The 15,963-nt window shown below is 73.3% G+C and carries 12 protein-coding genes and 1 pseudogene; 9 read left to right on the plus strand and 4 right to left on the minus strand.

The genetic code is table 11. The features are described 5' to 3' along the window. Positions 1 to 23: 23 nt before the first annotated feature. Positions 24 to 677, minus strand: coding sequence for an ATP-binding protein (locus VSR01_RS25205; protein WP_326451401.1), 654 nt, complete (start codon positions 675 to 677; stop codon positions 24 to 26). 128 nt (positions 678 to 805) lie between these two features. Between VSR01_RS25205 and VSR01_RS25210 the strand changes: the two genes are divergently transcribed. After that, positions 806 to 1,204 (plus strand): hypothetical protein, encoded by a 399-nt coding sequence (locus VSR01_RS25210; protein ID WP_326451402.1) that lies wholly within the window; start codon positions 806 to 808, stop codon positions 1,202 to 1,204. 96 nt (positions 1,205 to 1,300) lie between these two features. Here VSR01_RS25210 and VSR01_RS25215 read toward each other — a convergent pair whose 3' ends face one another. The 3 genes and pseudogenes from VSR01_RS25215 to deoC all read right to left on the minus strand — a co-directional run bounded on the left by VSR01_RS25215 (position 1,301) and on the right by deoC (position 4,688). Continuing rightward, positions 1,301 to 2,182, minus strand: coding sequence for an aldehyde dehydrogenase family protein (locus VSR01_RS25215; protein WP_326451403.1), 882 nt, complete (start codon positions 2,180 to 2,182; stop codon positions 1,301 to 1,303). Beyond that, positions 2,175 to 3,656 (minus strand): aldehyde dehydrogenase family protein, encoded by a 1,482-nt coding sequence (locus VSR01_RS25220; protein WP_326451404.1) that lies wholly within the window; start codon positions 3,654 to 3,656, stop codon positions 2,175 to 2,177. The genes VSR01_RS25215 and VSR01_RS25220 overlap by 8 nt, the downstream gene beginning before the upstream one ends. A 4-nt stretch (positions 3,657 to 3,660) precedes the next feature. Continuing rightward, positions 3,661 to 4,688, minus strand: a pseudogene (gene deoC, locus VSR01_RS25225) (deoxyribose-phosphate aldolase). Positions 4,689 to 4,907: 219 nt separating this feature from the next. Between deoC and VSR01_RS25230 the strand changes: the two are divergent. The 8 genes from VSR01_RS25230 to VSR01_RS25265 all read left to right on the plus strand — a co-directional run bounded on the left by VSR01_RS25230 (position 4,908) and on the right by VSR01_RS25265 (position 15,914). Further along, complete coding sequence (locus tag VSR01_RS25230) at positions 4,908 to 5,612, plus strand: PH domain-containing protein (protein ID WP_326451405.1); 705 nt, start codon at positions 4,908 to 4,910, stop codon at positions 5,610 to 5,612. A gap of 440 nt (positions 5,613 to 6,052) precedes the next feature. Then, positions 6,053 to 6,424: a hypothetical protein gene (locus VSR01_RS25235; protein ID WP_326451406.1), complete on the plus strand. Its 372-nt coding sequence runs from the start codon at positions 6,053 to 6,055 to the stop codon at positions 6,422 to 6,424. 196 nt (positions 6,425 to 6,620) lie between these two features. Then, complete coding sequence (pstC, locus tag VSR01_RS25240; protein WP_326453806.1) at positions 6,621 to 7,652, plus strand: phosphate ABC transporter permease subunit PstC; 1,032 nt, start codon at positions 6,621 to 6,623, stop codon at positions 7,650 to 7,652. A gap of 43 nt (positions 7,653 to 7,695) precedes the next feature. Further along, positions 7,696 to 8,964: a phosphate ABC transporter permease PstA gene (gene pstA, locus VSR01_RS25245; RefSeq protein WP_326451407.1), complete on the plus strand. Its 1,269-nt coding sequence runs from the start codon at positions 7,696 to 7,698 to the stop codon at positions 8,962 to 8,964. 17 nt (positions 8,965 to 8,981) lie between these two features. Further along, complete coding sequence (locus VSR01_RS25250) at positions 8,982 to 10,721, plus strand: phosphate ABC transporter substrate-binding protein PstS (protein WP_326451408.1); 1,740 nt, start codon at positions 8,982 to 8,984, stop codon at positions 10,719 to 10,721. Continuing rightward, complete coding sequence (locus VSR01_RS25255) at positions 10,708 to 13,248, plus strand: hypothetical protein (protein ID WP_326451409.1); 2,541 nt, start codon at positions 10,708 to 10,710, stop codon at positions 13,246 to 13,248. Before VSR01_RS25250 ends, VSR01_RS25255 begins: the two co-directional genes overlap by 14 nt. 223 nt (positions 13,249 to 13,471) lie before the next feature. Continuing rightward, complete coding sequence (locus tag VSR01_RS25260) at positions 13,472 to 14,638, plus strand: hypothetical protein (RefSeq protein WP_326451410.1); 1,167 nt, start codon at positions 13,472 to 13,474, stop codon at positions 14,636 to 14,638. 157 nt (positions 14,639 to 14,795) lie between these two features. Beyond that, positions 14,796 to 15,914 carry a hypothetical protein gene (locus VSR01_RS25265; protein WP_326451411.1) on the plus strand — a complete coding sequence of 373 codons (1,119 nt, stop codon included), beginning with the start codon at positions 14,796 to 14,798 and terminating at the stop codon, positions 15,912 to 15,914. Positions 15,915 to 15,963: the final 49 nt, after the last annotated feature.

The following is a 15,963-nucleotide window of genomic DNA, read 5'->3' on the forward strand; positions in this document are numbered from 1 at the left end:
CGGTCGGGCCTGTACGCGCGCGGTCAGGCCTGTACGGGCTCGGGGGCGGCGGTGTCGGCGAGCGCGGCCGCGGCGGGCGTCGCGCCGGCCGCCGCGGCGATGCGGGCCTCGGCCTCCGTACGGCCGCAGGGGTGGCAGCCCAGCGCCACGTGGCGGGCGACGATGCCGCGCTCGGCGCGCATCAGGTGCCAGCCGCGGCGGATCAGGAACGGCACGGACTTCCTGCCCTCGTGCAGGTCGCGCACGAAGCGGCGGCGCGCGGTGGTCGAGGGGCGCCCGCGCAGGCAGAGCGCGTCGGCGAGCAGACCCAGGTCGCGGACCCGCCGGGCGACCTCCGCGGCGAAGATCCCCTCGGCGACGAACAGCGGCGCGCCGCCCAGGTCCAGCACGGTCCGGCCGGTCGCGGCGCTCGCGGCGATGTCGTAGACCGGAACCTGCGCGCGGCCGTCCGCGCACAGGGCGACGATGGCGGCGACCGCGGCGTCGGCGTTCCAGGAGGCGGGGACGTCCCAGTCGGTGCCCGCGCCGCCGGGCAGCTCGGGCAGCGTCGGGTCGTCGCCGTCCTTGTAGAAGTCGTCCAGCGCGAGGACCGGCAGGCCGCTGCGCGCGGCCAACGACGATTTTCCGGAGCCCGAAGGGCCCGTCACCAGGATCACCCGTGCCGACTGTCCACTCACGGGGGTCTATTCTCCCATGCGTTCACCTGGGGCGACACGTTCCGTTCGCCACGTCGTTCCCGGCGGCCGGCCGGATGTGCGGGCGGCGGCGGGCGTGACCAGGACGCGGGCGGCGGCGTTGAGGGGGTATGGCCTCTTTGCGTACCGCGTTCGCCCTGACCCTGACCGCCGCCGCGGCGGTGATCGTGCCCGCGGCCTCCGCGTCCGCGGCTTCCGCGCCCGCCGACGCGGGACCGCTGCCCGGCACGGCGGTGGGCGACGCGCTCCCCCTCGACGCGGTGCCGCTCGACGCGGTGCCGACGCAGTCCGTGACCGGTGCGCTCGCCGACGGGATCGGCCCGGTGAAGCACCTCACGCTCGACCCCCTCTCCAACACCGGGGTCGATCCGCTGGACAACGGGGTGGGCTCCCAGATCGCCGACTTCAAGCCGGTCTCGACCGGCCTGGTCACGGACCCGATCACCCACGGCGGCTCCCTCGCCACCCTCCCCGTCATCAGCACCGTCACCGCCCTCCTCCCGGGCTGACCCGGGGCCCCGCGTCCCGCCCGCGCCGGGCGCCGGCCGTCAGGGGAGCGGTTCTCCGCCCCTCCACGGCTCGGCGCCCGGCGCGCCGGGGTGACGTCAGACGCCCAGGGGGTGCCAGACCGTCTTCGTCTCCAGCCACGCCGTCAGGCGCGACGTCCCCGGATCGGCGGTCCAGTCCACCGGGGACGCCGGGGGCCGCAGCACCCGCTTGAGGTTCGAGGCCGCCTCGACCTCCAGCTCCGCGGCGAGAGCCGGGTCCGCGCCGGTGAGGTCGATCCCGTTGACGTCCTGGTGCGCGGCCAGCGGCGCCGCGATCTCGGCCGTCCGCCCGGACAGCACGTTGACCACGCCGCCGGGCACGTCGGACGTGGCCAGCACCTCGCCGAGGGACAGCGCGGGCAGCGGCGCCCGCTCCGAGGCGACCACCACCGCCGCGTTCCCCGTCGCGATCACCGGCGCCAGCACCGAGACCAGTCCGAGGAACGACGAGTCCTGCGGCGCGAGCACCGCGACGACCCCCGTCGGCTCGGGCGTGGACAGGTTGAAGTAGGGCCCGGCGACCGGATTCGCGCCCCCCACCACCTGCGCGATCTTGTCGGTCCAGCCCGCGTACCAGACCCAGCGGTCCACCGCCGCGTCCACCGCGGCCCCCGCGCGGGACTTCGACAGGCCCTCCGTCTCGACGACCTCGCGGACGAACTGCTCGCGCCGCCCCTCCAGCATCTCCGCGACGCGGTACAGCACCTGCCCGCGGTTGTACGCGGTCGCGCCGGACCAGCGGGGCACCGCCTTGCGCGCGGCGACCACCGCGTCCCGCGCGTCCTTGCGGGAGGCCAGCGGGGCGTTGGCCAGCCACGCGCCGTGCTTGGAGTCCGTCACCTCATACACCCGGCCGCTCTCGGAGCGGGGGAACGTCCCCCCGACGTACAGCTTGTAGGTCTTGAACACGCTCAGCCGAGCGTCGCGAACGTCAGACATCGAGGTACGCCTCCAGGCCGTGCCGGCCGCCCTCCCGGCCGTGGCCGGACTCCTTGTAACCGCCGAACGGCGACGTCGGGTCGAACTTGTTGAACGTGTTGGCCCACACCACGCCGGCCCGCAGCTTGCTCGCCACCGCCAGGATGCGCGAGCCCTTCTCGGTCCAGATGCCCGCGGACAGCCCGTACGGGGTGTTGTTGGCCTTCTCCACCGCCTCCGCGGGGGTGCGGAAGGTCAGCACCGACAGCACCGGGCCGAAGATCTCCTCGCGCGCGATGCGGTGCGCCTGCGTGACGCCGGTGAACAGCGTCGGCGCGAACCAGTAGCCGGATTCGGGCAGTTCGCACGCCGGCGACCAGCGCTCCGCCCCCTCCGCCTCGCCGGCCGCCGCCAACTCGGTGATACGCGCCAGCTGTTCGGCGGAGTTGACCGCGCCGATGTCGGTGTTCTTGTCCAGCGGGTCGCCGACCCGCAGCGTGGCCATCCGCCGCTTCAGCGCGTCCAGCACCTCGTCCTGCACCGACTCCTGCACCAGCAACCGCGAGCCCGCACAGCACACATGGCCCTGGTTGAAGAAGATGCCGTTGACGATGCCCTCGACGGCCTGGTCGATCGGCGCGTCGTCGAAGACGATGTTCGCGGCCTTGCCGCCCAGTTCGAGCGTGACCTTCTTACGGGTGCCGGCGACGGTGCGGGCGATCGCCTTGCCGACCTCGGTGCTGCCGGTGAACGCGACCTTGTCCACGCCCTCGTGGGCCACCAGCGCCGCGCCCGCGTCGCCGTAGCCGGGCAGGATGTTGACCACGCCGCGCGGCAGTCCGGCCTGGCGGCACACGTCGGCGAAGAACAGCGCGGACAGCGGGGTGGTCTCGGCGGGCTTGAGCACCACCGTGTTGCCCGCGGCGAGCGCCGGCGCGACCTTCCACGCGAGCATCAGCAGCGGGAAGTTCCACGGGATGACCTGCCCGGCCACGCCCAGCGGCTTGGGGTCGGGACCGCTCGTGCCTGGTTCCGGGCTCCGCCCGGGGACCGCGTACGCGAGCTTGTCCGCCCAGCCGGCGTAGTAGAAGAAGTGCGCGGCCACCAGCGGCAGATCGACGTCGCGGGTCTCGCGGATCGGCTTGCCGTTGTCCAGCGACTCCAGCACCGCGAACTCGCGTGAGCGCTCCTGGAGGATGCGCGCGATGCGGAACAGGTACTTGCCGCGCTCCGCGCCGGGCAGCGCCGACCAGGGGCCGAACGCCCTGCGGGCCGCGCCGACCGCGCGGTCCACGTCCTGCTCGCCGGCCCGCGCGACCTCGGCGAGCACCTCCTCGCTGGACGGCGACACCGTCTTGAACACCCGGCCGTCCGCGGCCTCGGTGAACTCGCCGTCGACGAACAGCCCGTAGGACGGCTTGAGGTCGACGATCGCGCGGGACTCGGGCGCGGGCGCGTACGCGAACATCTCGTGGGGGGTCTTCGGGGAGGCCATGGGTTCAGTCCACCGTCACGTAGTCGGGACCGGAGTACCGTCCGGTGCTGAGCTTCTGACGCTGCATCAGCAGGTCGTTGAGGAGGCTGGAGGCGCCGAAGCGGAACCACTCGGGGGACAGCCAGTCCGCGCCGACCGTCTCGTTGACCAGCACCAGGTACTTCACCGCGTCCTTGGCGGTGCGGATGCCGCCGCCGGCTTGACGCCGACCTGCACGCCGACCGCCTCCCGGAAGTCCCGTACGGCCTCCAGCATCAGCAGGGTGTTCGCCGGGGTCGCGTTGACCGCGACCTTGCCGGTGGAGGTCTTGATGAAGTCCGCGCCGGCCAGCATCGCCAGCCACGAGCAGCGGCGGATGTTGTCGTACGTGGACAGCTCGCCGTTCTCGAAGATCACCTTCAGGTGGGCGGAGCCGGCGCCCTCGACCGGGCCGTCCCCTGAACCGGCCTGCGCGGGCCGGGCGCACGCGGCCTTGACCGCGCGGATCTCCTCGAAGACCTCCATGTAGCGGCCGGACAGGAACGCGCCGCGGTCGATGACCATGTCGATCTCGTCGGCGCCGGCCGCGACCGCCGCGGCGGTGTCCGCGAGCTTCACGCTCAGCGCGGCGCGGCCGGAGGGGAAGGCGGTGGCGACCGACGCGACGCGGATCGCCGAGCCGGCCAGCGCCTCCTTGGCCACCGCGGCCATGTCCGGGTAGACGCAGATCGCCGCGACCTGCGGGGTGCCGCGGTCGGTGGGATCGGGCCGCAGCCCCTTGGCGCACAGCGCGCGCACCTTGCCGGGGGTGTCGGCGCCTTCCAGCGTCGTCAGGTCGATCATCGAGATCGCGAGGTCGATCGCGTACGCCTTGGCGGTCGTCTTGATCGAGCGGGTGCCGAGCGCGGCGGCGCGGGCTTCGAGGCCCACGGCGTCGACGCCGGGCAGCCCGTGCAGGAAGCGGCGCAGCGCGCTGTCGCTCGCGGTGACGTCCGCGAGCGACGCGAGGCGGGCCGCGGCGTCGGGGGCGTGGGCGGGAACAACGGAGGACATGGTCACCACATCACCATATCTACGCGCGTAGCGATCCGTCCAGACGGAGAGCGCGGCTGCGCCGGGCGGGCGGCGGGCGGCGGCGGAGGGCCTCGGGCGCGGACCGGATCGGTCGGACGCGGGAACCGGGACCGGGCGGAACCGGAGGGCGCGGACGCAACCAGAATGGTATGAGGGCGTGGCCGGGTGCGCGCCGCGCGTCGTGCAGAATCGGGAGGTATGACGAGCCCCCACCAGGACCGACCGAACGGACCGGCCACCGCCGGCGACCGGCGGCCGCCGCAGTACGCCGACCGTGTCTACCGCTCCTCGGCCGGCATCGCCGGCGGCGTGCTGCTGCTGATCCTCGCGGGCTGGCTCGGCGGGGACGCGATCGCGCGGGGCGACGGCCGCACGCCCTGGCTGTCGCTGGCCGCGCTGCTGCTGGCGGTGCCGCTGGTGGTCGCGTTCACCATCCGCCCGGCGGTCTTCGCCGGCAGTGAGCGCATCCGCATCCGCAACCCGTTCCGCACGGTCGCGATGCCGTGGGCGGCGGTCGACCGGTTGCGGGCCTCGTACTCCACGGAGCTGTTCGCGGGCGACCGCACGTTCCAGGTGTGGGCGATCCCGGTGTCGCTGCGGGCGCGCAAGCGCGCGGCCCGGCAGACGGCGCGCGCGCAGGGCCAGCGGGGGCGCGACCCGTTCCTCACGCCCGGCGTGCGGTTCCGGCCGGGCGCCCGGCCGGGGCAGCGCGCGGAGGTCTCGGCGGACGATCCCGTACGGTCCTGGGCGGACCAGGCGCTGGACCAGCTGCGCGAGCTGTCCGAGCAGCACACCCTCGCCGAGGGCGAGCCCCGCCCGGAGATCAGCGTGCGCTGGTGCTACGAGGTCATCGCGCCCGCGATCGCCGGTGCGGTCGTCCTCGCGGTGCTGCTGGCGATCTGAGAACGCTGGGCGCCGGGCCGTCAGGGGCGCGAAGACCGCTCCCCTGAACGCTGACGCCCGCCGCCGGGCGTCAGCCCGTGGTCCCGCCCGGTCGCGCTGACGCGCTTTCGGCTTCGGCGCGGCGCCCGGCGTCATGCGATCGGCGCGGCGCCCGGCGTCATGCGCCCGGCGTCGTGCGATCGGCGGCACGCGCGGTGGGCAAAGCTGCTCCCAAAAGCTGGCCAACGCGTGGCGAAGCGGGACCGCCCGCGTGACGCGTAGCGCGCCCGCGTGAACGAGGGGCAACTTCGGAGTGAAGGATGCCGCGGGCAACCTGTGAGGGAACCCTCTGGTAACTGCCGCCCGCCTACATTGCCGGTGCCGGGTGCCCGGTCGCGACCGGGCACTCCTCAGGGGCGGAGCACGCGCGAATTCAGGGGCGGACAGGGTGGGGATGCGGCATGGCCGGGGAGACGGCGGGGGGCGCTGCGGGCGGTACGCGGTGCCAGGTCGACATGGGGGAGGGCGGCCGGTTCTCCTGGCGGCTGATCGCCAGCAACGGACGCGTGATCGCGCTCGGTGCGAACGCTTACCTCGACGAGGCGACCTGCCGGGAGGCGTTCGAGGAGCTGTGCGCGAGACCGGGCGACCTGACCGGCGGCGTCCAGCACGCGGCCGAGGCCAACGGGTGGGTGTGGCGGCTGCGTGACGCCGCCGGCGCCGTGCGGGCCGTCTCCGCACGGTCCTACGAACGGCACTCGACCTGCCAGGCGGCGTACGAGCGGTTCCGGGTGCTGCTGCCCGCGCTCGGCCGGGCGCCGATGTCACCGTGAACCGCGTGCGGCGCGCCGTGGGCCGCGGGTAGCCCGCGGCCGGGCGCGCCTGGCCCGGCGCCGCGCTCGCGTCACACGTGTCCCGCAGGTACCGCGGACAGCCGTCAGGTGAACGGAAGTTGCCCCTACGGGTGCCCTCGTTCAGATACGCGTGCCGACCCGGCCATGGCCCGCCGTGACCGTTCCTCGCGTGACGATGCGAACACGGACGCGAACGGCGGGCGACGGCGCCGGGCCCGGCGAGGCCGCCACCGCGGACCGGCCGCGCCGGCTGCACGCCGACTCGGGGACGCCGGACCGGGTGTTCCGGTCGGTCGCCCGCGGCGGCGGCGGACTGGTGCTGCTGGTGATGCTGCTGGTCGGCGGCTTCCTGCTGTACCGGGCATGGCAGGCGCTGCGCCGCGCCGGATGGTCGTTCCTGACCACGTCGGCATGGGAGCCGGACGCCGGCCACTTCGGCATCGCGGCCGTGCTCACCGGCACCTGCCTGATCGCCGCGGTCGCGGTGGTCGTGGCGGTGCCGCTGGCCGTCGGCACGGCGCTGTACATCTCCGAGTACGCGCCGCCCCGGCTGCGCCGCACGCTCATCAGCACGGTGGACCTGATGGCCGCGGTTCCTTCGGTGGTGTACGGCCTGTGGGGGCTGTTCTTCCTGCAGGGCAATGTCATCGGTCTGGCCCGCTGGATGTCGACGTACGTCGGCTGGATCCCGCTGTTCAGCGTGGACGGGGCCGACCCGCACGATCCGCTGGCCACGGCCACCGTGTACACCGCGTCCACCTTCGTGGCCGGACTGGTGGTGGCGATGATGGTCACCCCGATCATCTGCTCGGTGATCCGGGAGGTCTTCTCGCAGGCCCCGGTCGGCGAGAAGGAGGGGGCGTACGCGCTCGGCGCCACCCGCTGGGGGGTGGTCCGCTCGGTCGTGCTGCCGTTCGGCAAGGGCGGCGTGATCGGCGGCACGATGCTGGGCCTGGGCCGGGCGCTGGGCGAGACCATCGGCGTGTACATGGTCATCTCGCCGATCTTCGTGGTGCAGCCGCACATCTTCCAGAGCGGCACCAGTTCGGTCTCCTCGCTGATCGCGCTGCGCTACGGCGAGGCCAGCAAGATCGGCATGTCCGCGCTGATGGCCGCGGGCCTGGCGCTGTTCTTGATGACGCTGGTGGTCAACTTCGCCGCCTCGTCGATCGTCGCCCGCAGCCGTTCCGGCGCCACCGCCGAGTGACCGAGTCCCAATCTTGGTGGGGCACGAAGGAGACCACGTCAGCATGACCACCGACACGAACGCCGGGCCCACCGTGCTGCCCGCCCGCGCGCCCGCCGCGCAGGAGCCGGAGCGGCGCAGGAGCACCGGCGCCCGGCGGCGCACCGACGTCTACGCGGTGTTCGGCGCCGCTGCCGCCTCGCTCTGCCTGACCTGGCTGTTCTTCGCCCGCCTGGCGCCGTTCAGCGGCCTGCTGGGCTTCGCGGTCTGCGCGTACGCGCTGTTCACCGGGCTCTACGCGCTGCTCGTCTCGTACGACGAGGACGGCCCCGCGGTGCGCGACCGGATCGCCTCGGTGGTGGTGCACTCGCTGGCGGCGGTGCTGATCACCGCCCTGGGGTTCGTCGTGGTGTACACCCTGTGGTCGGGCCGCAAGGCGCTGCCGCACGGCAACTTCTTCACCCAGGACATGCGGCACGCCGGCCCGCTGGACCCGCTGTCCGTCGGCGGCATCCGGCACGCGGTGATCGGCACGCTGATCGAGATCGCCATCGCCCTGGTGCTGACCGTCCCGGCCGGGCTGCTCTGCGCGGTGTTCCTCAACGAAGTGCCCGGACGCTACGCGCGTTTCGTGCGCACGGTCGTCGAGGCGATGACCGCGCTGCCGTCCATCGTGGCCGGCCTGTTCGTCTACGCCACGGCCATCCTGGCGCTCGGCGTGCAGAAGTCCGGCTTCGCCGCCGGGCTGGCCATCTCGGTGATGATGCTGCCGATCATCATCCGCGCCTCGGACGTCGTCATCCGCCTGGTGCCCGGCACCCTGCGCGAGGCGTCGTACGCGCTCGGGTCGCCGCGCTGGCGGACCGTGTGGCACGTGGTGCTGCCCACCGCTCGCTCCGGGCTGACCACCGCGGTGATCCTCGGCACCGCCCGCGGCGTCGGCGAGACCTCCCCGGTGCTGCTGACCGCGGGCTACGGCGCGGGCACCAACTACAGCCCGACGCACGACCCGATGGTGTCGCTGCCGCTGGCCACGTTCGAGTTCGTGAAGTCGCCGCAGCCGGCCATGATCTCCCGCGGCTTCGGGGCGGCGGCGGTGCTGCTGCTCCTGGTGCTCGTGCTGTTCCTGATCGCCCGCGTGATCGGCGGTCGCGGCGCCGGTGAGCTGTCCCGGCGCGGCACCCACCGCCGGGTGCTCGCCTCCCGCCGCGACCAGCGCAGGTTCGCCGAGCGCGCGGCCGTCCGCGGCGGCCCGCTCGGCGGCCCGAGCCCGGCCGCTTCCGCACCTCGTACGCCACAAGACCAACCCGCGCAGGGAGTTGACGGATCGTGAGAAGGATACGGGCGCTGGTGGCTGCCGTCGCCGTGCTGATGGGGTCCCTGGCGGTGCTCGTCCCGGGGCCCGCGCAGGCCGACTCGTACACCAGGATCAGCGGCGCCGGCTCGACGTGGAGCCAGAACGCCATCGACCAGTGGCGCCGCAACGTCACCCAGTACGGGATGACCGTCGACTACGCCGGCACCGGCTCCTCCGACGGCCGCCAGCAGTTCGCCGACGGCACGGTGGACTTCGGCGTGTCCGAGATCCCCTACGGAATGACCGAGTTCGGGGTGCGCGAACCCCCGCCGAAGCGCGGCTACGCCTACATGCCGATCGTGGCCGGCGGTACCTCGTTCATGTACAACCTGAAGATCGGCAGCCGGCGGGTGACCAACCTGCGGCTGAGCGGCAGCAGCCTGGCCAAGATCTTCACCGGGAAGATCACCCGCTGGAACGACCCGCAGATCGCCGGCGACAACCCCGGTCTCGCGCTGCCCAGCCGCAAGATCATCCCGGTGGTGCGCTCCGACGGCTCCGGCACCACCGCGCAGTTCACCCTGTGGATGTCCAAGCAGCAGGGGTCGCTGTGGAACGACTACTGCCGCCGGGCGGGCAAGCCCACCCCGTGCGGCCTGACGTCGTACTACCCGGTGATCCCCGGCTCCGGCTTCATCGCGCAGTCCGGGTCGCTCGGCGTGTCCGGCTACACCCGGCAGGACTACGCCGAGGGCGCCATCACCTACGTCGAGTACTCCTACGCGGTCACCACCGGCTTCCCGGTCGCCAAGGTGCTCAACTCCGCCGGCTACTACACCGAGCCCACCGCCTCCAGCGTCGCGGTCGGCCTCCTCAAGGCGCAGATCAACCAGAACAAGAGCTCCTCGCAGTACCTGACGCAGATCCTCGACGGGGTCTACACCAACCCCGACAGCCGCACCTACCCGCTGTCCAGCTACAGCTACATGATCATCCCGACGAAGCTGGAGTCGCCGCTCACCGCGAGCAAGGGCAGGACGCTCGGCGCCTTCGGCTACTACTTCCTGTGCGAGGGACAGGCCCAGGCCCAGCCGCTGGGCTTCTCGCCGCTGCCGATCAACCTGGTGCAGGCCGGCTTCGAGCAGATCCGGCGGATCCCGGGGGTGCAGACCCAGAACATCAACATCCGGGGCTGCCACAACCCGACGTTCTCCACCGACGGCGCCAACACCCTGGTGAAGAACGCGCCCTTCCCGCCGGCCTGCGACAAGCAGGGGCCCACGCAGTGCACCACCGGCACCGCGGGCGCCAAGAACGACCCCACTCCCGTCAAGCCCGCCGCGTCCGGCACCGCCGGGTCCTCCGGCACACGCGGCGCGAGCGGCCCGGGCGGCGGCGCGAACGGCTCCGGCGGCTCGGGCGGCTCGGGCGGCGGCACGGCCGCCGGCGGGGCGTCCGGCGGCGCCGGGTCCGGCGGCGGGACGTCGGGCGCCGCGTCCGCCACCGGCGGCGGCACCCCGGGCGGCGCCTCGGCCGCCGGCTCCACCGGGACCGCGGGGACCAGCGGCGGCACGGTCGACCCCGACACCGGACTGCCGGCCGGCGACGCGGGAGGGGCGACCGGCGACCAGGACGTCGTCGCCTCCAGCGTCGCGGTCGGCAACGACTCCTTCTGGGGCATGCGGACCTGGCTGATGGGGCTGTCGGGCCTGCTGTTGCTGGCCGTCGTCGTCGCCCCGCCCACCCTGGCCCGTCGCTTCGCCAGGACCGGGGGGCGTGATGAGCGTGCGTGAGACCACTGGGCGCGACCGGGCCCGGCTGCTGCGCGTCGGCGGTCTGCTGGCCGCCGTGCTCGCCGCCGTCGGCCTGGTCGTGCTGCCGGTCCCGGCCGGCGGCCAGGCGCGGGCGGACGCCGGCTCCTCGGACTCCTCGGTGACCAAGTCCGGCACCAAGGGCGCGTACGACGACTTCTCCCAGCTGAAGGTGACCGTCGAGCAGACCAAGAACCTGCGCGGGCAGGGCGTCAAGGTGTCCTGGTCCGGCGGGACGCCGACCCGGCCGGGCGAGGCCGGCGTCTACGGCTCGGACTTCCTGCAGATCATGCAGTGCTGGGGGAACTCGCCGGACGGCCCGGACCGGGACCAGTGCGTCTTCGGCGAGCCGCCGGCGTCCATCGGCTCCGAGGCGGTCCGGCGGTCGGTCGCCTACGCCGACGGCAGCGGCCTGGAGGACCCGCGCGAGACGCTGCCCGCCTCCCCGAACGGCCAGGTGCTGCCCTTCCGCCCGGTGACCGGCGAGAGCACGACCGACGTGCAGACCTATTTCACCCCGCTCACCAGCAACGAGCAGCCGGTCACCGCCACCGGCGCCGACGGCACCGGCGAGACCGTCTTCCAGTTGGAGTCCGCGGTCGAGGCCGACTTCATGGGCTGCGGCGACGTCGCGCGGGCCGGCGGGACGCCCGAGCCGTGCTGGCTGGTCGTCGTCCCGCGCGGCGAGCACGAGCCCAACGGCTCCGCGCCGGACGGCGGGCTGCGCACCTCGCCGCTGTCGGCGAGCAACTGGGCCCAGCGGATCGTCTTCCGGCTGGCCTTCGAGCCTATCGGGGTCTACTGCCCGATCGGCCAGAAGGAGCAGGCGACCATCGGCTCCGAGATGGCCAACGAGGCGATCAGCTCCTGGCAGCCGACGCTGTGCACCGAGGACAAGATCACCTTCGGGTACGTCCTGCAGAACGAGGACTACGCGCGCAACCAGGTCCTCACCGGCGGGCAGAACTCCCCGCTGGCCTTCGTCGAGGACCCGATCGTGCCGCCGGACGGCAGCCCGCCGGTGATCCACGCGCCGGTGGCGGTGTCGGGGCTGGTGATCGGCTTCAACATCCAGCAGGCGGGGTCCTCGCGGCAGGTGCCGCGGGTGCGGCTCGACGCCAGGCTGGTGGCGAAGATGCTCACCGAGTCCTACCAGTGCGACCTGCCCGGCCCGAACACCCAGGTCGTCCGCGGCCGGCTGCCGAAGGAGAACGCCCAGGACGTCCCGCGCGACCCCGAATTCATCAAGCTGAACCCGAATCTCGGCTATTTCGAGAACAACACCTGCCGCTACGATCTGCAGGTCCCGCAGGGGCAGTCCGACTACGCCGCGCAACTGTGGCGGTGGCTGCGTTCCGACCCGAAGGCCAAGGCATTTCTTGAGGGCAAGCCCGACGAATGGGGAATGACGATCAACCCCAATTTCCTCGCGCTGCATCCCGGCACCGACGCCCTCAATGAATTCCCCAAGCCCGACCCCACGTCGTGGACCCCGGCCGAGCAGGCCCAGGACCTCAAGATCACCCCGGTCACGATCAATCCCTACGGCCAGGACCTGCACGACGACGCGACCCGGGTCCGCAAGGCGAACAACACCGGTGCCACCACGGTGGACACCAACGTGCTGCCGCCCAAGCTCGCCCAGAGCCCGCAACTGCCCGGCCAGTACTTCACCTTCGGACTGACCGACGCGGCCACCGCGGCCCGCTACCGGCTCGGCACCGCCGAGCTGCAGGGCGCCGACGGCCAGTACGTCGCGCCGACCGCCGCGTCGCTGAGCAAGGCGGTGAGCGCGATGAAGGACGGGGCGGTCCCGGGGGTGCTCGACCAGGACCCCGGCCGCAAGGTCGCGGACGCCTACCCGCTCACCACGGTCACCTACGCCGCCGCCTCCACCGGGCTGCCCAGCACCACCCGCACCGACTTCGCCACCATGATCCGCTACGCGGCCGGCGTCGGCCAGCAGTCCGGCATCGGCAACGGCCTGCTGCCGCCGGGGTACGCCCCGCTGCCGAAGACCCTGCGCGACCAGGCGCTGGCCGCCGCGGCGCGGCTCGTCACCGGGGCGCCGCCCACCGGCGCCGCCACGGCGGGAGCCGACGGCGGGGCGGACGGCGCGGGCGGCGCCCTGACCACGGGCGGCGCCGGCGGCACCGGCTCGCTCGGCGGCGCGACCGGCGGCGGCGCCGGCGGCACGGCAGGCGGCACGGCGGGCGGCGGCTCCGGCGGTACGGCGGGCGGCGCGACGCCGTCGACCTCCGCCACCGCGGCGACCGCGGCCGGCCGCACCGGCGGCCCCGGCGCCTCGCCCCCGGCGCACACCGTCGCGGCGACCGGCGGCGTCACACCCCACCGCGTGCTCGGCGCCGTCCGCTGGGTGCTCCTGGCCGTCCTCGTCGCCGGCGTCGCCGGCGGCCTCGCGGGTCCGCTGCTGATGCGCGCGGGCGCGGCGGGACCCGGCGGCGGCACGCCGTGGCCGTCGCGCCGCACGCGGCGGAGACCGCGGTGACCGGCCGTCGCCCCCGTGCGCCGCGACGCGGACCTACGCGCCCCTTGGAAGGAAATTCGAGGGGATTGCGCAATGCCGATCGTTCACTTTCCCGGGCCGCTCTATTTGGTTGCTGCAACTTGTGCGCGTGGCAGGATGTCTCACGGCCGGTCGACGGACCGAGTCATTCCGGGGAGAAATCCCTGATGCTCCTCGGCGCGGTACATCTGGAAATTCCATCCGCATGAGCACGGAGGAAATAACAGTGAACGTGAAATTCGCCAAGCGGCTCTCGATCGCGGTCGGCGCCGCGGCCATGGGCACCGTCCTGATCACCGGAACCGCCCAGGCCGACCCGCCGTCGGGCCAGTTCCGCGAGCTGGTCGGCGTGGGCTCGGACACCACCCAGGACGTCCTCAACGGCCTCGGGAACGTGATCGTGGACCCGAACGGCTCGCCGAACCACCTGCTGATCGCCTCCTACGACGCGGTCAACCCGTCGACCGGCGTCCCGCACGAGTGCATCGTCGTCCGCTCGGGCCACACCTGCATCACCCGGCCGAACGGTTCCGGCGAGGGCATCGCCGCCCTCAACGCGGACATCGCCGCCAACGCGGGCAACCTGGACTTCGCCCGCTCCTCCAGCGGTGTGACCACGGCCGGCTCGAACCTGACCTGGATCCCGTTCGCCGAGGACGCGGTGACGGCCGCGGTGAAGACCGGCAGCACGCTGCCCGCCAACCTCACCTACTCCGCCACCGCGACCACCAACGCCCAGAAGAGCCTGTACGACCTGAACCGGGTCTACAACTGCCTCGACACCAACGGCAACCCGCTGGCGGCCGGCGTCTTCCCCACCATCAACGGCGTCACCGTGCACCCCCTGGTCCCGCAGCCCGGCTCCGGCACCCGCAAGTTCTGGGCGCAGAAGCTCGGCTTCGACGCCACCACCCTGCCGTCGTGCGTGAGCGACCACGCCAAGGACGGCACCCAGGTGGAGGAGCACGACGGCAGCGGCCTGCAGCGCACCATCGCCGCGGACGGCTCCGAGGACATCACGCCGTTCTCGATCGCGCAGTACATCGCGCAGTCCAACTCCGCCACCACCGGCGTCCGCAACCGCATCAACGGCGCCGTGCTGGAGTCGGTCAACAGCACCGCGCCGACCACCGGCTCCCCGGCGACGCTGAACCCGGCGTTCCCGATCAACCGCCCGGTCTACAACGTCGTCAAGACCAGCCGGCTGACAGAGGCCGACATCAAGCTGGCGTTCGTCAACACCGCCGCCAACCCGCTCACCGACCCCAACACCTCCAAGATCTGCCAGAACGGCGCGACGATCACCAAGTTCGGCTTCGCGCAGCTCCCCGCCGGCAGCTGCGGCACCACCACGCTGACCGGCAACTCCTGACCCGCCCCGGCGAGAGGCCGGCCGGTTCCGGTCCTTCTCGCTGACCCACCACGGCGGACCGCCGTCCGCCGGGCCGGGCGCCCCCCCGCGGGGCGCCCGGCCGCCGCACCACCCGCTGTCCCACCCACTGTTCGACCTGTCAGGGAGTAGAGACACGATGAACCGAAGACTTCACGGCGTGCTCGTCGGCTCGCTGGGGCTGCTCATGAGCGCGGGCGCGGTGCTCGCCGGCACCGGCGGCGCGAGCGCGGCCACCACCACGGCCGGCACCGTCACGCTCACCGCCAGGAGCGCCGGCCTCACCGACGGCTCGCCGTTCACCCAGGTGTCGGTGAACAAGGCGTGCCCGACCGGCTACCAGGACGACCTGAACGTCTTCCTCGTCACGTCCGACGGCGCCGAGTCCGGCATCGCCTTCCACCTGACCGACGGCGGCCCGTTCGCGTCCGCCCCGATCACCGCGTCCGTGCCGGCCGAGTCGACCGACACCACCTACGTCAACTCGATCGCCGACGCGTTCGCCAACGTCGACGCGCCCGTCGTGGACGGCACCTACCCGATCCACGTGGTCTGCGGGAGCGCCGACCCGGCGCACTTCCCCGAGCGCCCCACCTTCACCGGCTTCATCGACGTGACCGGTGACACGTGGAAGGTCGACAGCCGCCCGGCGCCGACCGCCACCAGGATCACGCTGTCCGCGAGCCCGGCCCGGCACGTCCAGGTGGGACAGACCTTCACCCTCAGCGCGGCCGTCAGCCCGGCCGTCCCGGGCACCGTGCAGTTCTCCGCGGACGGCGGCGCGAACCCGATCGGCGGCCCGGTCACCGTCGTGAACGGCGTCGCCTCGGTGACCGTGCCGACCACCACCCGCCCGACGGTCCGCAGTTACGCCGCGGTCTTCGTGCCGGCGAACCAGCTCGCCCACGCCCAGGCCTACGGCGTGTTCGACTACGCCTTCCTCGCGGCGCCGACGATCACCGTCACCGACGCCTCCGGCACGGTCCTGGGCGCCGCCCCGCGCCTCACCGGCGGCCAGCGGATCACGGTCTCCGCGACCGGCTTCCAGCCCACCACCGGCGAGAAGGTGACCGCGGCGATCACCCGCGCGCACGGGCCGCTGCCCGCCGGCCTGCCGTCGGCCACCGCGGACACGGCCGGCTCGGTGACCGGCTACTCGGTCACCCTCCCGTCCTGCCTCACCGCCGGCTCCCACCAGCTCGTCCTGACCGGCCAGGACAGCGGGGTCAAGCTGACGTTCGCCTTCACCACCACGTGACCGTGACGGTCGCGCGGCCGCACCGCCGGCCCGCGCCGACCGGCACGGA

The sequence above is a fragment of the Actinacidiphila sp. DG2A-62 genome (assembly GCF_035825295.1).
In the GTDB taxonomy this organism is placed as follows: domain Bacteria; phylum Actinomycetota; class Actinomycetes; order Streptomycetales; family Streptomycetaceae; genus Actinacidiphila.